This is a genomic window from Klebsiella sp. JB_Kp004, from assembly GCF_040065795.1.
In the GTDB taxonomy this organism is placed as follows: Bacteria; Pseudomonadota; Gammaproteobacteria; order Enterobacterales; family Enterobacteriaceae; genus Klebsiella; species Klebsiella quasipneumoniae.
In genome coordinates, this window is the sequence record NZ_JBEAKW010000047.1 from 176,434 (window position 1) to 193,114 (window position 16,681).

The 16,681-nt window shown below is 58.9% G+C and carries 18 protein-coding genes; 7 read left to right on the plus strand and 11 right to left on the minus strand.

Annotated elements, in window-relative coordinates; all coding sequences use genetic code 11:
* Nucleotides 1-323: 323 nt before the first annotated feature.
* Nucleotides 324-1,409: a tartrate dehydrogenase gene (locus tag ABLX76_RS22025; protein WP_348875293.1), complete on the minus strand. Its 1,086-nt coding sequence runs from the start codon at nt 1,407-1,409 to the stop codon at nt 324-326.
* Between the two features lie 82 nt (nt 1,410-1,491).
* Between ABLX76_RS22025 and ABLX76_RS22030 the strand changes: the two genes are divergently transcribed.
* Nucleotides 1,492-2,454, plus strand: a complete 963-nt coding sequence (locus tag ABLX76_RS22030; protein ID WP_168380164.1) for a LysR substrate-binding domain-containing protein — start codon at nt 1,492-1,494, stop codon at nt 2,452-2,454.
* Here ABLX76_RS22030 and ABLX76_RS22035 read toward each other — a convergent pair.
* The 4 genes from ABLX76_RS22035 to puuD form a co-directional block, all read right to left on the minus strand.
* Entirely contained in the window at nt 2,451-3,731 is a 1,281-nt protein-coding gene (locus ABLX76_RS22035) for an FAD-binding oxidoreductase (protein WP_023289085.1), read from the minus strand. The genes ABLX76_RS22030 and ABLX76_RS22035 overlap by 4 nt on opposite strands.
* 2 nt (nt 3,732-3,733) lie before the next feature.
* A complete protein-coding gene (gene puuC / locus ABLX76_RS22040; RefSeq protein WP_348875295.1) occupies nt 3,734-5,221 on the minus strand; it encodes an aldehyde dehydrogenase PuuC in 1,488 nt (495 codons plus the stop codon).
* 320 nt (nt 5,222-5,541) lie between these two features.
* Nucleotides 5,542-6,099 (minus strand): HTH-type transcriptional regulator PuuR, encoded by a 558-nt coding sequence (puuR, locus tag ABLX76_RS22045; RefSeq protein ID WP_002898590.1) that lies wholly within the window; start codon nt 6,097-6,099, stop codon nt 5,542-5,544.
* Nucleotides 6,100-6,124: 25 nt separating this feature from the next.
* Entirely contained in the window at nt 6,125-6,877 is a 753-nt protein-coding gene (puuD, locus tag ABLX76_RS22050; protein WP_348875296.1) for a gamma-glutamyl-gamma-aminobutyrate hydrolase, read from the minus strand.
* Nucleotides 6,878-7,102: 225 nt separating this feature from the next.
* Here puuD and ABLX76_RS22055 point away from each other — a divergent pair, with 225 nt between their 5' ends.
* Together ABLX76_RS22055 and ABLX76_RS22060 are read left to right on the plus strand one after the other, a co-directional pair.
* Entirely contained in the window at nt 7,103-8,524 is a 1,422-nt protein-coding gene (locus ABLX76_RS22055; RefSeq protein WP_002898595.1) for a glutamine synthetase family protein, read from the plus strand.
* A 353-nt stretch (nt 8,525-8,877) separates the two neighbouring features.
* Nucleotides 8,878-10,269: an APC family permease gene (locus ABLX76_RS22060; protein ID WP_023289089.1), complete on the plus strand. Its 1,392-nt coding sequence runs from the start codon at nt 8,878-8,880 to the stop codon at nt 10,267-10,269.
* Nucleotides 10,270-10,387: 118 nt separating this feature from the next.
* Here ABLX76_RS22060 and ABLX76_RS22065 read toward each other — a convergent pair whose 3' ends face one another.
* Complete coding sequence (locus ABLX76_RS22065) at nt 10,388-10,510, minus strand: small membrane protein (protein ID WP_002898600.1); 123 nt, start codon at nt 10,508-10,510, stop codon at nt 10,388-10,390.
* Between the two features lie 255 nt (nt 10,511-10,765).
* Between ABLX76_RS22065 and ABLX76_RS22070 the strand changes: the two genes are divergently transcribed.
* Nucleotides 10,766-10,987, plus strand: a complete 222-nt coding sequence (locus ABLX76_RS22070) for a hypothetical protein (RefSeq protein WP_023289090.1) — start codon at nt 10,766-10,768, stop codon at nt 10,985-10,987.
* Nucleotide 10,988: 1 nt separating this feature from the next.
* On the opposite strand, the gene ABLX76_RS22075 is transcribed toward ABLX76_RS22070, so the two are convergent.
* On the minus strand, nt 10,989-11,777 hold the full coding sequence (locus tag ABLX76_RS22075) for an SDR family oxidoreductase (protein ID WP_086075758.1): 789 nt from the start codon (nt 11,775-11,777) through the stop codon (nt 10,989-10,991).
* 115 nt (nt 11,778-11,892) lie between these two features.
* The gene (locus tag ABLX76_RS22080) at nt 11,893-12,342 is read right to left on the minus strand and encodes a helix-turn-helix domain-containing protein (RefSeq protein WP_048334647.1); all 450 of its coding nucleotides are present in this window, start codon (nt 12,340-12,342) and stop codon (nt 11,893-11,895) included.
* Nucleotides 12,343-12,494: 152 nt separating this feature from the next.
* Between ABLX76_RS22080 and agp the strand changes: the two genes are divergently transcribed.
* Complete coding sequence (agp, locus tag ABLX76_RS22085) at nt 12,495-13,742, plus strand: bifunctional glucose-1-phosphatase/inositol phosphatase (protein ID WP_348875297.1); 1,248 nt, start codon at nt 12,495-12,497, stop codon at nt 13,740-13,742.
* Between the two features lie 66 nt (nt 13,743-13,808).
* Here agp and ABLX76_RS22090 read toward each other — a convergent pair whose 3' ends face one another.
* The 3 genes from ABLX76_RS22090 to ABLX76_RS22100 all read right to left on the minus strand — a co-directional run bounded on the left by ABLX76_RS22090 (nt 13,809) and on the right by ABLX76_RS22100 (nt 15,001).
* Complete coding sequence (locus tag ABLX76_RS22090) at nt 13,809-14,036, minus strand: YccJ family protein (RefSeq protein WP_008805934.1); 228 nt, start codon at nt 14,034-14,036, stop codon at nt 13,809-13,811.
* A 20-nt stretch (nt 14,037-14,056) separates the two neighbouring features.
* Nucleotides 14,057-14,653: an NAD(P)H:quinone oxidoreductase gene (gene wrbA / locus ABLX76_RS22095; RefSeq protein ID WP_002898704.1), complete on the minus strand. Its 597-nt coding sequence runs from the start codon at nt 14,651-14,653 to the stop codon at nt 14,057-14,059.
* Between the two features lie 216 nt (nt 14,654-14,869).
* Nucleotides 14,870-15,001, minus strand: coding sequence for a hypothetical protein (locus tag ABLX76_RS22100; RefSeq protein ID WP_032428724.1), 132 nt, complete (start codon nt 14,999-15,001; stop codon nt 14,870-14,872).
* An 87-nt stretch (nt 15,002-15,088) separates the two neighbouring features.
* Between ABLX76_RS22100 and ABLX76_RS22105 the strand changes: the two genes are divergently transcribed.
* Together ABLX76_RS22105 and ABLX76_RS22110 are read left to right on the plus strand one after the other, a co-directional pair.
* Nucleotides 15,089-15,262 carry a general stress protein gene (locus ABLX76_RS22105; RefSeq protein WP_002898708.1) on the plus strand — a complete coding sequence of 58 codons (174 nt, stop codon included), beginning with the start codon at nt 15,089-15,091 and terminating at the stop codon, nt 15,260-15,262.
* A 164-nt stretch (nt 15,263-15,426) separates the two neighbouring features.
* Nucleotides 15,427-16,365 (plus strand): DMT family transporter, encoded by a 939-nt coding sequence (locus ABLX76_RS22110; protein ID WP_044522006.1) that lies wholly within the window; start codon nt 15,427-15,429, stop codon nt 16,363-16,365.
* Nucleotides 16,366-16,681: the final 316 nt, after the last annotated feature.

Consider the following 16,681-nt stretch of genomic DNA (forward strand, 5'->3'; position numbering starts at 1 on the left):
TGGCGACGGGCCTCTCCCTATGTGCTCCCGGTGCCAGGAGAGACTTAACGCAGAAGACATATCGGGAGCGCCATCTGCCCGGACATAACACAGAACAACCGTTTTTCCGGGGCGAAACCGTTGCAAACTGATAACTATATCGATTATTCCGGCTCTGACCGTCAGTCGGCCCGCGCAAGCGCCGCACCGCCGGGCGATGGCATCAGGCGCGGAGACGATTTTGTGCCGGGTGGCGGCTGCGCCTAACCCGGCCAACTCACTCCATTATCGTGCCTTTTGTAGCCCAGGTCAGCCGTAGCGCGACCTGGGAGCGGCCGGGATAATTATGCCAAAATAGCTTTGCAGACGGCGTCGCTGACCTGCTGCGTTGACGCGCTGCCCTGCATATCCGGCGTCTTCGGCCCGCTGGCGATCGTCTGCTCAATTGCCGCCAGGATGCCGTTGTGCGCGGCGTGATAGCGCGCATCGCCGTTCCCGAGAAAATCAAGCATCATCGCCCCGGCCCATATGGTGGCGATCGGATTGGCGATATTTTTACCGTAGATATCCGGCGCTGAACCGTGGACCGGCTCGAACAGCGACGGGAAGGTGCGCTCCGGGTTGAGATTGGCCGATGGCGCAATACCAATGGTACCGGTGCAGGCCGGGCCAAGATCGGAGAGAATATCACCGAACAGATTGGAGCCGACGACCACGTCAAACCGCTCCGGCTGCAGCACGAAGCGGGCGCAAAGAATATCGATATGCTGCTTGTCCCAGCGGATCTCGGGATAGTTTTTGGCCATCTCCTCCACCCGCTCATCCCAGTAGGGCATGCTGATGGCCAGCCCGTTGGATTTTGTCGCCGAGGTCAGCGTTTTGCGCGGGCGGCTTTGCGCCAGCTCGAAGGCGTAGCGCAGGATACGGTCAACGCCCCGGCGGGTAAAGATCGACTCCTGAATCACCACTTCATGCTCGGTGCCTTCATTTGCGCGCCCGCCCAGAGCGGAATATTCGCCTTCGGTGTTCTCGCGCACCACGTAGAAATCGATATCGCCAGCCTTTTTCCCCGCCAGCGGGCAGGGGACGCCGGGGAACAGGCGCACCGGGCGCAGGTTGACGTACTGATCGAACTCGCGGCGGAACTTCAGCAGCGACCCCCACAGCGAGATATGATCCGGGACGGTATCCGGCCAGCCGACGGCGCCAAAGTAGATGGCGTCGACCCCCTGTAACTGCTCGCGCCAGTCGTCCGGCATCATCTTACCGTGATGTGCATAATATTCGCAGCTTGCCCACTCCATCTGCTCGAAACTCAGCGCCAGATCCCACCGCTGCGCGGCGGCTTTCAGTACGCGGATCCCTTCAGGCAGAACTTCTTTGCCAATTCCGTCACCCGGGATGGCGGCAATACGACAGGTTTTTTTCATTCCGGTTCTCACTTTTTAGCGATGATGTTTGACCACCTGCTTATCCTATAATTGACTGATTCATAATTAATCACGCTAACTGGTGAAACATAAAACACAGATCATGAATAATCTGCCGCTGCTGAATGATTTACGCGTCTTTATGCTGGTCGCCCGCCGGGCCGGGTTTGCCGCCGCCGCTGAGGAGCTGGGCGTATCGCCGGCTTTCGTCAGCAAGCGGGTTTCGCTGCTGGAGCAAACCCTGAATGTGCTGTTGCTGCACCGGACCACCCGCCGGGTCACCATTACCGAAGAGGGAGAGCGGATCTACGAGTGGGCGCAGCGCATTCTGCAGGATGTCGATGAGATGATGGACGAGCTCTCCGACGTGCGTCAGGTGCCGCAGGGAACGCTGCGGATTATCAGCAGCTTCGGCTTTGGCCGCCGGGTGGTGGCCCCCGCGCTGTCGGCGCTGGCGCTTCAGTACCCGCAGCTGGAGCTGCGTTTTGATGTTCAGGACCGGCTGGTGGATTTAGTCAATGAAGGGGTGGATCTCGATATTCGCCTCGGCGACGATATCGCGCCGAATCTGATTGCCCGCCAGCTGGCGCGCAATCACCGCGTGCTCTGCGCGTCGCCGCAGTTCCTCGCCCGCCATGCGCCGCCGAAACAGCTGAGCGATCTGGCGGCTCTGCCGTGCCTGGTGATTAAAGAGCGGGATCATCCGTTCGGCGTCTGGCAGCTGCATAGCAAAGAGGGCCAGCACGCCATCAAAGTGACCGGGCCGCTGTCGTCCAACCATGGCGAAATTGTTCATCAGTGGTGTCTGGACGGGCAGGGGATTGCGCTCCGTTCGTGGTGGGACGTCAGGGAGAATATCGCCAGCGGACATCTGGTGCAGGTGCTGCCGGACTACTGGCAACCGGCCAACGTCTGGGCGGTTTACGTCTCCCGCCTGGCGACGTCGGCTAAAATTCGCACCACCGTGGAGTTTCTGCGCCACTACTTCCAGCAACACTATCCGCAGCATGAGCCGACGGCCAGGGCCGTCGGCAAAGGCGATTAAACCCCAAGGCGGTCGCGCAGGCTGTAGTAGGCGGCGCCCATCGCGGTAAAGGGGATACGCAGGCTGCGGCCGCCCGGGAACGGGTAGTGCGGCAGTTTGGCAAAGGCGTCGAAACGCTCGGCGTCGCCGCGCAGCAGTTCCGAAATCAATCGTCCGGCGAGGTGGGTACAGGTGACCCCATGCCCGCTGTAGCCCTGCATGTAGTAGATGTTGCTATCCAGGCGACCAAACTGCGGCATCCGCGACAAGGTCAGCAGGAAGTTGCCCGTCCAGCGGTAGTCAATCTTCACCCCCTGCAGCTGTGGGAAGGTTTTCAGCAGCTTTGGCATAATCAGCCGCTCCACATCGTCCGGGTCGCGGGCGCCGTAGACCACGCCGCCGCCGTACAGCAGGCGGTTATCGCCGGTCAGACGGTAGTAGTCCAGCAGGTAGTTACAGTCTTCCACACAGTAGTTTTTCGGGATCAGCGAGCGGGCGACCTCCTCCGACAGCGGCGCGGTGGTGACCACCTGGGTGCCGCACGGCATGCTGCGCTTTGCCAGCTCCGGCTCCAGTTTGTCACCGAGATAGGCGTTGCCGGCGACAATCACATAGCGGGCAGTGACCTGGCCGCGGGCGGTGCTGACCACTGCCGGGCTGGTGTGCTGAATGCGGGTGACCGGCGACTGCTCATACACCCGGCCGCCGTTCAGGCGAATAGCGTCCGCTTCGCCGATGGCGAGGTTGAGCGGGTGAATATGGCCGCCGCTGTGGTCGAGCAGGGCGCCGACGTAGCGGTCGCTATCCACTTCGCGACGAATCGCCTCTCTGTCCAGCAGCTCCAGCTGCGTGTTGCCGTAGCGCTCCCAGTTGGCTTTCTGTTCTTCCAGCGTCTCCAGCTGTTTATGGTTCATCGCCACGAACAGGCCGCCCGGTCGGTAATCGCACTGGATCTGATAGCGCTGGATGCGTTCGCGGATAATATCGCCGCCTTCGAACATCATGCTGCCGAGCATTTTTGCTGCATCCGGGCCGTAGTTTTTTTCAATCACGTCGATATCGCGGCTGTAGGAGTTAACCAGCTGACCGCCGTTGCGGCCGCTGGCGCCGAAGCCGATGCGCGCCCCTTCAAGCACCACCACGTCGTAGCCCATTTCGGCAAGATGCAGGGCAGATGAGAGGCCGGTGTAGCCGCCGCCGACGACGCAGACGTCGCAGCTTATCGATTCGTCCAGCGTCGGAAAGGGTTCATATTTGTTGGCGCTGGCGGCGTAATAGCTGGTGGTATGTTCGGTCATGATTAAGACTCCAGGGCAATCCAGATGGTTTTCAGTTCGGTGAATTTTTCCAGAGCGTGCAGCGACTTATCGCGCCCGTTGCCGCTCTGTTTGTAACCGCCGAAGGGGACGGTCATATCACCATCGTTATAGTTGTTGACGAAGACCGAACCGGCCTTCAGGCGGCGGCTCATGCGGTGGGCGCGTGAGAGATCGCGAGTCCATACCGCGGCGCCGAGGCCGTATTCGCTGTCGTTGGCAAGCCGCAGCGCCTCGTCTTCGCTTTTGAATCGCGTCACCACCAGCACCGGGCCGAAGATCTCTTCCCGGCTGAGGGTGGAAGCCGGGTCGACGTCAATGAAAATGGTCGGGCCGACGGCGGCAGGCCATGGATTTTTCCGCCCGTCGAGGAACAGCGTGCTTTTACTTTCGCCGCCGCGAATAAAACTGTGCACGCTGTCGGCATGGGTGTTGTCAATCAGCATGCCCATGGTGGTGTTTGGGTCGAGCGGGTTGCCCGGCTGCCAGTGTTGCGCTTCGGTTTTCAGTCGCGCCAGGAACTCGTCGGCGATGCTCTCCTCCAGCAGCAGGCGAGTGCCGGCGATGCACACCTGGCCCTGGTTGTAGAAGATGCCGCCGGCGGTGGCGCTGACCGCTTTTTGCAGATCCGGGCAGTCGGCGAAGACGATGTTGGCGCTCTTACCGCCCGCTTCCAGCCACACGCGCTTCATATTGCTGTCGCCGGCGTCTTTCAGCAGCTGCTTGCCGGTGCGGGTGGAGCCGGTAAAGGTAATGACCTCCACGTCAGGATGCAGGGCCAGCGCCTGTCCGGCCTCGTGACCAAAGCCGCTGACCACGTTCAGCACGCCGTCCGGCAGGCCAGCCTCTTTCGCCAGCCCGGCGAGGCGCAGGGCGGTGAGCGGCGATTTTTCCGACGGCTTAAGGATCACGCTGTTGCCTGCCGCCAGCGCCGGACCGAGCTTCCAGCAGGCCAGCAGCAGCGGGAAGTTCCATGGCACCACCGCGGCGATGACGCCAATCGGTTCGCGGACGATCATCGCCAGCTCGTTGCTGCCGGTGGGGGCCACTTCGCCATAGACTTTATCCAGCGCTTCGGCATACCAGCGGATGGCGCGGGCGGCGCCGGGAATATCGTCGCGCAGGCTGTGGCGAATCGGTTTGCCGGTATCCAGCGTTTCCAGCAGCGCCAGCTCTTCGCGGTGGGCCTCAATCAGGTCGGCGAAGCGTGTGAGAACCGCTTTACGCTGCGCGGGGGCGGCCTGTGACCAGTCGCCGTTATCAAAGACCCGGCGCGCGGCCTTCACCGCCAGCTCGACGTCGGCTTTTTTGCCGCGGGCGACATGGGCTAACGTTTGCTGCGCGGCAGGGTCAATGGTTTCAAAGGTGGTATTATCGACCGCGGCGCAATATTCGCCGTTAATAAATAATCGTGTTTCAATGGCCAGGCTTTTCGCTTTTTCCTGCCAGTAAGCCAGGTGCTGAAAATTCATCATGACTCCTTAAAAACATTATCGGCAAATTAATCATTTCGGCGTTTTCAGGCTGCACGGGGGCGCTGCGCCAGGCGCAGGGCATCGTGAATCCCCGGAGTTGAATACCGTTTTATTGCCCTAAATTTCGGCAGGTTGTCTGCATGCCGAATAATTCAGGGACGAGTCGCCATTCACGGCGTTAATTATTTCAGGGCCAGCAGGAAATAGGATTCCCTTCCGGCACAAACGTTATGACGGCGAGTTTTTCGCGGCGACGAAAATAAAATTTCCGCCGTCGCAGGTCTGAAGAAAGCCTGAACCTCGTTCAGGCTAACTATTCAGAATGTGGTGGGGGTGTGGGCACTGATGATGCGGCAGATGCCTGCCGAGGTGTTGCTGAAGCTGTGCGGGATGCCGGTGTTAATGGCATAGCTCTGTCCAGCCACCAGGTGGTACGACTGACCGTTAATGGTCAGCACGATCTCCCCCTCCAGTATGGTGCCTATCTCCTCCCCCTGATGCTTAATCCTCTCCCCGGTCGTGGTTCCAGGCTGGTAAGTTTCAAAAATCATCGCCAGCGTACGGTTCGGATTTCCATTATGAACCAGCTTCATGGAAACGCCCTGACTGCCCATTTCGATAAGGTCATCCTGATTAATGACCACCTGGGGTTCGTCCGGCTTTTCGGGTTCAGAAAAGAATTCCGAGAGCGACAGCCCATAGACTTTCAGCAGCTTTTGCAGCGTACTGATGGCGGGACTGACTTTGTCCTGCTCTATGGTGCTGATGGCACTATGTGTTAACCCAGACAGTTCGGCGGCACGACGCTGCGAGAGACCCAGCTGTTGGCGGATCTCTGACAGACGTTTCCCTGGCGCCAGTCCGTCATCGCTCATATTTGCATTTCCTTAACGGTAGTGGTCAGCGCCGCCGCTTTTCAGCATGATGGCCCTGACAGGCGGTGATAAAACCATCAAACAACATACGCGACAGGGCGTATTCGCTACTGTTCCATTCAGGATGCCACTGTACGCCCAGCGCGAAAGGGTGATCGTTCACGCTGACCGCTTCCACCAGTCCATCCGGCGCTCGCGCCTCCACGCGCAGCTGCGGACTCAGGGTTTTTGCCCCTTGTCCGTGTAGCGAGTTTACCCAAAACGTGTTGCAGCCCAGTATCAATTGCGACAGCAATCCTCCTTCCTGAACCTCAACCTGATGGGACGGGGCATACTGCTGCTCGACGGGCAGTTCAGGATCTTCGCGATGCTCCAGCAGCTCAGGCTGCTCGAACAGACGACGATACAGAGTCCCACCGGTGGCGACAACCAGTTCCTGCAGTCCACGACAGATGGCGAAAATGGGGATGCGCCTTTCGAGTGCGGCGTTAATCAGCGCCATGCTCAGAAGATCACGCCCGGGGTCGGCGTCAGGCTCATCGCCGTTTTCACCATAAAGGTGCGGCTGCACGTTACTGGGGCTGCCTGGCAGGTATATCCCGTCCAGTTTATCGACTAACGCGTTCAGCAGCTCCGGCTCCGCCAGCGCATGCGGCAGGGCGATCGGCAGTCCGCCGGCGTTAACAATTGCATTCAGGTACTTTTCTTGCAAGGTCTGGGTCTGGTGACCCTTAAGCCTGTTTCTACACATCACGACGCCAATAACTGGCTTGTACATTATATTTTCCATGATCGCCCTCACAAAGTGGACTAAATTATGACCGCTATAGCGGGTTTAACGGCCATATCGTTCAATATTTTCTCAATCTAGCAGTGGAAATAGCCCTTTGCAAACTTAATTTAACATTTGACAAACAATTTATTTGCATACACAGTCGATGGGGTGGACATTATATTTAACGGTCTGAGTGCAGGACCGAAACCAAACCAACGGCGGTGAATCATGGAAACCAATATCGTAGAAGTTGAGAATTTTGTTCAGCAAACGGAAGAGAGACGGGTCAGCGCGTTCGCGAAAGAAGTGAAGCGCTACCTCGAAACCTACCCTGATACCCAATATGTCGATGTCCTCCTTACTGACCTGAACGGCTGCTTCCGCGGCAAGCGCATCCCCGTTGCCGGCCTGAGCAAGCTGGAGAAAGGCTGTTATTTTCCGGCCTCGGTGTTTGCGATGGATATTCTCGGCAACGTCGTGGAAGAGGCCGGTCTGGGCCAGGAGATGGGCGAGCCGGATCGCAGCTGCATCCCGGTGCCCGGTACCTTAACGCCTTCAGCGGCCGATCCGCAGTCGATAGCCCAGGTACAGCTGACCATGGTTGATGAAGATGGCGCTCCCTTTGACGTTGAGCCGCGGAACGTACTCAACCGCCTCTGGCAGCAGCTGCGCCAGCGCGGGCTGTTCCCCGTGGTAGCGGTAGAGCTGGAGTTCTATTTACTGGACCGCAAACGCGATGCCGAAGGCTACCTGCAGCCGCCGTGCGCGCCGGGCACCGACGATCGCAACACCCAAAGCCAGGTCTACTCGGTCGATAACCTGAACCACTTTGCCGACGTGCTCAACGACATCGACGAGCTGGCGAAACTGCAGCTGATCCCCGCCGACGGCGCGGTGGCCGAAGCCTCGCCGGGCCAGTTTGAAATCAACCTCCACCATACCGATAACGTGCTGGACGCCTGCGATGATGCGCTGGCGTTAAAACGTCTCGTGCGTTTAATGGCGGAGAAGCATAAGATGCACGCCACTTTTATGGCCAAGCCTTATGAAGAGCATGCGGGCAGCGGGATGCATATCCACATCAGCATGCTGAACAATAAAGGGGAAAACGTGCTGGTGGACGGCGACGGGGAAGACTCCGCGCTGCTCAAACGCGCGCTGGCCGGGATGATCGATCTGATGCCGGCCTCGATGGCGCTGCTGGCGCCGAACGTGAACTCGTATCGCCGCTTCCAGCCGGGGATGTATGTCCCGACGCAGGCTTCCTGGGGCCATAACAACCGTACCGTGGCGCTGCGGATCCCGTGCGGCGAACGGCAGAACCACCGCGTGGAGTATCGCGTGGCGGGAGCGGACGCCAACCCGTATCTGGTGATGGCGGCGATTTTCGCCGGTATCCTTCACGGGCTGGATAACCCTCAGCTGCCTTTGCAGGAAGAAGTGGAAGGTAACGGCCTGGAACAAGAAGGGCTGCCGTTCCCGATCCGTCAGAGCGACGCGCTGTGGGAGTTTATGCAGAACGATCACCTGCGTGAGCGTCTCGGCGAGCGTTTCTGCCACGTTTTCCATGCCTGCAAGCATGATGAATTATTGCAGTTTGAGCGTCTTATCACAGAAACTGAAATTGAGTGGATGTTGAAAAACGCCTGATGGTCGCCCCGCGAGGGGCGCATGAGTTGAGTCATGAGTAGCATCATACGGCCTGAGCGGAGCCTGGTCGTCCTTTTTGCTGGGAGCCCAGCCATTTCCCGGATGTCGCGTTAAGGAGCGCAGGCGGCAACGGGGCTTCAGTTAACGACACAGTGTGTGACGAGGAAATGAGATGATGCAGATGTTCAAATATCCGCAGGGAGAGGGAGGCCGCTCAGGCCGCATTGGATGCCAGCCAGCAACCACTCACCGGTCCGTCTTACCCTTTTATTTATGCCTTACCCCCTTGCTAAGCAGGTTTGTCACGCGAACGTTGTGCCCGCAATCTGTTATCCGCAGGGGGGGAATGGTCGATGGCAATTAATCTCCCTGCGCATAACGCCGCTCAGGCGGGCAGACCGCGTCTGCGTAAATCCCTCAAACTCTGGCAAGTGGTGATGATGGGGCTCGCCTATCTGACGCCGATGACGGTGTTTGATACCTTCGGCATTGTCTCCGGCATCAGTAACGGCCACGTCCCGGCGTCGTATTTGCTGGCGCTGGCTGGCGTGCTGTTCACCGCCATCAGCTACGGCAAACTGGTGCGCCAGTTCCCGGAAGCCGGCTCTGCCTACACCTACGCGCAAAAATCCATCAGTCCGCACGTCGGTTTTATGGTCGGCTGGTCGTCGCTGCTGGATTATCTGTTCCTACCGATGATCAACGTCCTGCTGGCGAAGATCTATCTCTCGGCGCTGTTCCCGGAAGTGCCGCCATGGGTGTGGGTGGTGACCTTTGTCGCCATTCTGACCGCCGCGAACCTGAAAAGCGTTAACCTGGTGGCCAACTTCAACACCCTGTTCGTGCTGGTGCAGATCTCGATTATGGTGGTGTTTGTCATTCTGGTGGTCCAGGGGCTGCACAAAGGCGAGGGGGTAGGGACCGTCTGGTCGCTGCAGCCGTTTATCAGCCAGAATGCGCATCTGATCCCGATTATTACCGGGGCGACCATCGTCTGCTTTTCGTTTCTCGGCTTCGACGCGGTGACCACGCTGTCGGAAGAGACGCCTGACGCCGCGCGGGTGATCCCGAAGGCGATTTTTCTCACCGCGATGTACGGCGGCATTATTTTCATCGTCGCGTCGTTCTTTATGCAGCTGTTTTTCCCGGATATTCATCGCTTTAAAGACCCGGACGCCGCGCTGCCGGAGATTGCGCTGTACGTGGGCGGCAAGCTGTTCCAGTCAATTTTCCTCTGCACCACCTTTGTTAACACCCTGGCGTCCGGCCTGGCGTCCCATGCCAGCGTCTCCCGTCTGCTGTACGTGATGGGCCGGGATAACGTCTTCCCGGAGCGCATTTTCGGCTATGTGCATCCGAAATGGCGCACCCCGGCGTTGAACGTGATTATGGTGGGTATTGTCGCGCTGTCGGCGCTGTTCTTCGACCTGGTGACCGCCACCGCGTTGATTAACTTCGGCGCGCTGGTGGCCTTCACCTTCGTTAACCTGTCGGTGTTCAACCACTTCTGGCGGCGCAAGGGGTACAACAAAACCTGGAAGGATCGACTGCACTATCTGCTGCTGCCGATGGTCGGGGCGTTGACGGTAGGGGTGCTGTGGATCAACCTCGAGGCCACTTCCCTGACGCTCGGTCTGGTGTGGGCGGCGCTTGGTCTGCTGTATCTGGCTTATCTGACCCGACGCTTCCGTAAACCGCCGCCGCAGTTCGATGCCGCCAAGGCGGAGCAGGCCTGGGAGTCCTAGAGCCTGACGCAGAAACCGAACAAAGGCAGGCCCGCAGGCCTGCCTTTGTTATGGCATCGGTAAGGGACAGTACAGGATGGTAAAGAAATCAGCAGAAAACGGCGGAGAACGGAAGGTATTATTTCTTCTTTTTATGGACAGGTAACTGACTGGCGCGCCGCTCTTTGAGGTACGACACCAGACTGTAGATGGCGACGCCCAGCAGCGCCACCGCGACGATAAAGAGAATAAGACCCGACATAGACCAACCTAAAATTCTGTTTAGAAAGGGAAAAAGATACAGGGCTCAGTTGAAGATAACATCGGGATATGTCTGAAAGATGACGCCTCATCGCGGGAATATCCGCCGCAGGGGTTGTGATAAAATATTTCCCGCAGGAATGTGACAGCCTGGGTTTCAGCTGAAAGGGCGTAACACTCCGTTAAGTGATTTTACAGAAGTGCGGCCAGCAGCGGGTTACGCTGACCGCGAATTAGAATGATCTGAGAGCAAGACATGTATAAGAAAACCCTCAGCCTGCTGGGCGTGGCGCTGGCGCTGACGGCCTTCGCCAGTCAGGCTGAAAATGAACGTCAGGCGATCCGCGAGCGGATCGTGGAGCAGGTCCTGAAACCGTGTGAAGGTAAAAAAGCGGGCGATAAGGTGGTGATCACCGATCGCCGCGGCGGTGAGCACGAGGCGATCTGTACCCTGGCGGCGGTTCCACTGCCGGAGTGAGTTAGCGATATCGCGGCGCCGGTTGCCCGGTTCGCGCGCTGGTAAACAGCGCCAGTCGCGTCTGCTCGAAAGCCTCCCACAATCCCAGGTCATGCACGGGCGGTAAGGTGACCTTTTCCCCCATCTCCAGTCCTCTGAGGGCGGCGTCAACCAGATCCTCGGTGGTCATGACCGTACCGGTGGGCAGGGCGTCCAGCGCCACGCCGGAGGTCGGCCACAGATCGGTGGCGGTCGCCGCCGGCAATACCGCCTGAATACGCACGCCGCTGTCGGCAAACTCATCCTGCAGGCCACGGGTAAAGCTCAACACCCAGGCTTTGCTGGCGCTGTAGACCGCGCTGTCCGGCAGCGTATGCAGCGCAAGAATAGAGGCAATATTGATCAGCGTTCCGCGGCCCCGGGGAGCGAAAGCGGCCAGCGCGGCATAGCTCAGGCGCAGGAGCGCGGTGGTGTTGAGCGTATGAATCGCCTGGTGCTCGCGCGGCGTACTGGCGAGAAAGCCCGCCATTTTTGCCGTGCCGGCGTTGTTGATGAACAGGTCAATGGCGGGATCGTGCTGCAGACGCTGCTCCACGGCTTCAATGCCTTGCTCCTCGCTCAGGTCGGCCTTGACGATGCTGGCCCGGATGGCGTAGCGCGCCTGCAGCTGCCCGGCGAGCGTCTGCAGCCGATCTTCACGGCGGGCCGCGAGGATCAGATCGTAGCCGCGAGCGGCGAGTCGTTCGGCATAGATCGCGCCGATACCTGAGGAAGCGCCGGTGATAAAAGCAGTGTGCGATGACTGGGACATGAGTATTGCCTCTTAAAAGGTTGCATTATTAAACCAAATTCAGCATGAGATACTTGGTTTAATAATGCAACCATTTTGCCGGGCTTTTTTTATTTTTGCCTGCCGCGGGCAGCGATTAGTCGTTCAGCGGAACGGCGATGGTGATATCCGCCGGGGCCAGCTCACGGCCATCCGCCGACTGCAGGACCAGTTTACGCAGGGGCTGGCGCTGCTGGCGGTCAATGAGCCGGGTTGCCGGTTCGTCAGGATCGAACAGATAGTCATCCGCCCACTGGGAAAGGGCAACCAGCACGGTCTGCAGGGCGCGGCCCTTATCCGTCAGGACGTACTCCTGCCAGGCGCTGCCGTCGGAGGCCGGCTGCAGCCGCAGGATGCCTTCATCCACCAGCATTTTCAGGCGTCCGGCGAGCATATTTTTGGCAATGCCGAGGTTTTTCTGGAATTCACTAAAACGGCACGCCCCGCGCAGGGCATCGCGGACGATAAGCAGCGACCACCAGTCACCGATAACGTCGAGGGAGCGGGCGACAGGACAGCAGCTGTTTTCAAGACGGGTACGTTTCACGAAAGCCTCCAGGGTAGTTGTTTCATTATAAAACTATTTGGTCGGCAGAGGAAATTTTCGGCGGCGGTCTAAGTTTGCGAGCGAATGCCAGGAAAAATGGCATAACTCCGTCACAATTAACCCGATGATAATAAATGACTAAGGATGAAGGGATGAAAAAACGTCTACTCGCCGCCGCCGTAGCCGGCGCGGTCATGTTATCCGCCGGCGCTCTGGCGCAGGACACGGCCGCCCCGGAGGGGTATCAGCTGCAGCAGGTGCTGATCATGAGTCGTCACAACCTGCGCGCGCCGCTGGCCAATAACGGTAGCGTGCTGGAGCAGTCCACCGCCAAAGCCTGGCCGCAGTGGGATGTGCCGGGCGGCCAGCTGACCACCAAGGGTGGCGTGCTGGAGGTGTATATGGGCCACTATATGCGCGAATGGCTGGCGCAGCAGAAGCTGGTGACCAGCGGCGAGTGCCCGCCGGAAAACGCTGTTTACGCCTACGCTAACAGCCTGCAGCGCACCGTCGCCACCGCGCAGTTCTTTATCACCGGCGCGTTCCCGGGCTGCGGCATTGCGGTGCATCATCAGCCGCAGATGGGCACCATGGACCCGACCTTCAACCCGGTTATCACCGACGACTCCCCGGCGTTTCGTGAGAAAGCGCTGCAGGCGATGGAAAAAGAGCGCCAGGGGTTGCAGTTGACCGAGAGTTACAAGCTACTGGAGACGATGATCGATTACCGCAACTCGCCCTCCTGCAAAGAGAAGCAGGTCTGTTCCCTGAGCGAGGGTAAAGATACCTTTAGCGCCGGTTATCAGCTGGAGCCGGGGGTGTCCGGGTCGCTGAAGGTGGGCAACTCGCTGGTGGACGCCTTCACCCTGCAATATTATGAAGGCTTCCCCAAAGACCAGGTGGCGTGGGGGGAGATCACCAGCGATAAGCAGTGGCAGGTGCTGTCGAAGCTGAAAAACGGCTATCAGGATAGTCTGTTTACTTCGGTGGCGGTGGCGCAAAACGTGGCCAAGCCGCTGGTCAACTATATCGATAACGCGCTGGTGGGCGAGGGGGCCAGCAAGGCGAAAGTCACGCTGCTGGTGGGACACGACTCGAATATTGCCTCGCTGCTGACGGCGCTGGACTTTAAGCCCTATCAACTGCCCGGCCAGTATGAGCGCACGCCTATCGGCGGCAAACTGCTGTTTCAACGCTGGCACGACAGCGGCAGCAACCGCGATCTGATGAAGATTGAGTATGTGTACCAGAGCACCGAGCAGCTGCGTAACGCCGACCCATTGACGTTGCAGACCCCGCCGCAGCGGGTCACGCTGGCGCTTAACGGCTGCCCGGTCGATGACCAGGGTTTCTGTCCGCTGGAGACCTTTAAAAAGGTGATCAACGAGGCGGCGAAATAACGAAAAAACCCGGAGCAATCCGGGTTTTTTAGCAGGTTAGGGTGAGACTCGGCAGGGATAAACGTCCTAAACGTTTTTACGCTCAATCGTCTGTTCACCCCAGAACAGCGCATCTTTATCGGTTTTGGCAAAGGCCAGCGCCAGCACTTCGTCGCTGCCTTCCTCCCAGATTTGCTCCGCCAGTTTTTCATCATAGTGGGCGACTTCGAAAATCGCCTCGGCGATCTCCGGCGAGGTGTTACGTAAACTTGCCCATTCGCCGACGCGATGTGCTTTTGCTTCTTGAGTTGGCATAGTGCTCCTCCTGCGGAAGATTAGCCGTGCAGTTTAACGGCCAGTTTGGCGACATGTTCACCCTGATAGCGGGCGATGGCTAACTCTTCCTCGCTTGGCTGACGCGAGCCGTCGCCGCCGGCAATAGTGGTTGCGCCATAAGGCGTCCCGCCGCGGACCTGGGAGATATCGAACAGCTCCTGGGCGCCGTAGCCGATCGGCACGATGATCATGCCGTGGTGGGCCAGCGTCGTCCAGGTGGAGGTAATGGTTTGTTCCTGGCCGCCGCCGGTGCCGGTTGAGCTGAATACGCTGGCGATCTTGCCATACAGCGCGCCGGATGCCCACAGGCCGCCGGTCTGATCGAGGAAGGTGCGCATTTGTCCGGACATATTGCCGAAACGAGTCGGGGTACCAAAGATGATGGCGTCATACTCAGCCAGTTCCTGCGGCGTAGCGACAGGCGCGTTTTGCGTTTTACCGCCTGCTTTGGCAAACGCTTCTGCCTGCATGGTTTCCGGCACACGCTTCACAACCACCTCAACGCCGTCCACCCGGTTCGCCCCATCGGCGACGGCGTGAGCCATGGTTTCAATGTGTCCATACATGGAATAATAAAGCACCAGAATTTTAGCCATTTCCATCACTCCTCGGTTGCATTATAAGCCAGCCAAATAGCTGGTACCTTTAAAGATAAAGCCTCTGCCGAAGAGTGCAAATCCAACGGGCATTTATTTGATTTATAACAAAATGACAAAGCATTATTTACTTTTCCTTGCGCAGCGCGGCCTGAGCGGCGGAGAAGCGGGAAGCGATGCCTCCGCCGTTCTGGCCGGTGCGGCGAGGATGTAGCATCAGGATACATTTTCGCTAACTATTTTTTCTTCGTCAGCAGAGGAGGTTAGCGCCATCACGCGGCGCGAGGGGATTTTTTTCGCCAGGCTTTGTTTCTGAATGTGACATTTGCCATCGTCAGCGGCAGTCATTCACTAACCTTATAGATACGCGGCAGGACAGCGGCGTCGCCGCTCCCGCGTAATGCACTATGATGTCTAACCTAATGGAGGTCAGTAATGGCAAACCATCGTGGCGGTTCTGGCAACTTTGCTGAAGACCGTGAAAGAGCATCAGAAGCAGGACGTAAAGGTGGCCAGCATAGCGGGGGGAATTTTAAAAATGACCCTCAGCGCGCCTCAGAGGCTGGTAAAAAAGGGGGTAAAAACAGTCACGGTAGTCGTGAGAGTTAACGCGCGACTCGCACTGTTCTCTTTGATGCGGTGTTAATCTCCCCGACCCAACCGCATCGCCCTCGCCGCCGGCATCAGCCGGCGGTTTTTTTTTAGCAGTCGGAGGTTGCGCTCCCGCCGGGCCGATTGCACACTGGTCGCCCATTAATCGTCATGGCTGTTTTATGTCTTCGTTAAAATTCTCCGTTAGCCGCCAGGAAGCGCTCCTTATCATGATCACCATGTTCTGGGGAGGGACCTTCCTTGCCGTGCAGTATGCGGTCAGCCTCAGCGGGCCGCTGTTTTTTGTCGGCCTGCGTTTCGCGACCGCCGCGCTGGCGGTGGGTCTGCTCTCGCTGCGCACCCTCCGCGGTATGACATGGCTGGAGGTGAAGGCGGGGGTGGCGATTGGCGTGGCGATTGCGCTGGGGTATGGGCTGCAGACCTGGGGACTGCAGTCGATCTCCAGCAGCAAGTCTGCCTTTATCACGGCGATGTATGTGCCGCTGGTGCCGCTGCTGCAGTGGCTGTGCCTGGGTCGTATGCCGGGGGTGATGTCCTGCGTGGGGATTGTGCTGGCCTTTATCGGTTTGATCCTGCTGGCCGGGCCGGAAAACAATCTGCTGGCGCTTGGCGTGGGGGAGATGATCACGCTGGCGAGCGCGCTGGCGATTGCCGCGGAGATTATCCTTATCAGCGCCTGGGCCGGGAAAGTGGATGTTCGGCGGGTGACGGTGGTGCAGCTGGCGACCGCGTCGCTGGTGGCTTTCGCCGCCATGAAGCCGGCCGGTGAGTCAGTGCCGCCGTTGACGCCGGCGCTGCTCGGCGTGGCGCTGGGGCTGGGCATTTTCAGCGCGATCATTCAGGTGACCATGAACTGGGCGCAGCGCAGCGTCTCGCCGACGCGGGCCACGCTGATCTATACCGGCGAACCGGTGTGGGCCGGTATTTTTGGCCGGTTGGCCGGTGAGCGTCTGCCGCTGCTGGCCCTCCTCGGCTGCGTCTTTATCCTCGCGGGAGTGCTGGTGAGCGAGCTGAAGTGGAAGCGCAAACCGCCGCCGCAGATGTCAACGAATAACGATGCGCAGCCGCTCCCGGACCTGGCCGATCGTCGCGAGCCGTAATCTTTCTTTCTGTCCCGGCAGCGGCGCTTATTCTGCCAGGCGTTCCATCAGGCCATATCCCTCAGCCGTCGTACCCGCCCTGGTGCCGGATGGCGGCATAATTGCCTTATCCGGCCTACATAACCATCTCTATATCAGATGGTTAACTCTCATCGTAGGCCCGCGCAAGCGCAGCGCCGCCGGGCGATGGCATCAGGCTCGGCGTCGCTTTTATGCCGGGTGGCGGTTGCGCCTTACCCGGCCTACGTTCGTACGACCTGCCGTTAATTTATTCACCATTGTTGCTGAAACTGCCGGTGCTGACGGCCTCAAAATC

What these genes read in the sequence shown, in the direction of transcription:
- ABLX76_RS22105 (WP_002898708.1), top strand. Translation starts at nt 15,089, where the DNA reads ATGGCAAACCATCGTGGCGGTTCTGGCAACTTTGCTGAAGACCGTGAA.
- ABLX76_RS22055 (WP_002898595.1), top strand. Translation starts at nt 7,103, where the DNA reads ATGGAAACCAATATCGTAGAAGTTGAGAATTTTGTTCAGCAAACGGAA.
- ABLX76_RS22065 (WP_002898600.1), bottom strand. Translation starts at nt 10,510, where the DNA reads ATGTCGGGTCTTATTCTCTTTATCGTCGCGGTGGCGCTGCTGGGCGTC.
- ABLX76_RS22070 (WP_023289090.1), top strand. Translation starts at nt 10,766, where the DNA reads ATGTATAAGAAAACCCTCAGCCTGCTGGGCGTGGCGCTGGCGCTGACG.
- ABLX76_RS22090 (WP_008805934.1), bottom strand. Translation starts at nt 14,036, where the DNA reads ATGCCAACTCAAGAAGCAAAAGCACATCGCGTCGGCGAATGGGCAAGT.
- puuC (WP_348875295.1), bottom strand. Translation starts at nt 5,221, where the DNA reads ATGAATTTTCAGCACCTGGCTTACTGGCAGGAAAAAGCGAAAAGCCTG.
- ABLX76_RS22025 (WP_348875293.1), bottom strand. Translation starts at nt 1,409, where the DNA reads ATGAAAAAAACCTGTCGTATTGCCGCCATCCCGGGTGACGGAATTGGC.
- ABLX76_RS22075 (WP_086075758.1), bottom strand. Translation starts at nt 11,777, where the DNA reads ATGTCCCAGTCATCGCACACTGCTTTTATCACCGGCGCTTCCTCAGGT.
- puuD (WP_348875296.1), bottom strand. Translation starts at nt 6,877, where the DNA reads ATGTACAAGCCAGTTATTGGCGTCGTGATGTGTAGAAACAGGCTTAAG.
- ABLX76_RS22110 (WP_044522006.1), top strand. Translation starts at nt 15,427, where the DNA reads ATGTCTTCGTTAAAATTCTCCGTTAGCCGCCAGGAAGCGCTCCTTATC.
- ABLX76_RS22100 (WP_032428724.1), bottom strand. Translation starts at nt 15,001, where the DNA reads ATGACTGCCGCTGACGATGGCAAATGTCACATTCAGAAACAAAGCCTG.
- puuR (WP_002898590.1), bottom strand. Translation starts at nt 6,099, where the DNA reads ATGAGCGATGACGGACTGGCGCCAGGGAAACGTCTGTCAGAGATCCGC.
- agp (WP_348875297.1), top strand. Translation starts at nt 12,495, where the DNA reads ATGAAAAAACGTCTACTCGCCGCCGCCGTAGCCGGCGCGGTCATGTTA.
- ABLX76_RS22035 (WP_023289085.1), bottom strand. Translation starts at nt 3,731, where the DNA reads ATGACCGAACATACCACCAGCTATTACGCCGCCAGCGCCAACAAATAT.
- wrbA (WP_002898704.1), bottom strand. Translation starts at nt 14,653, where the DNA reads ATGGCTAAAATTCTGGTGCTTTATTATTCCATGTATGGACACATTGAA.
- ABLX76_RS22060 (WP_023289089.1), top strand. Translation starts at nt 8,878, where the DNA reads ATGGCAATTAATCTCCCTGCGCATAACGCCGCTCAGGCGGGCAGACCG.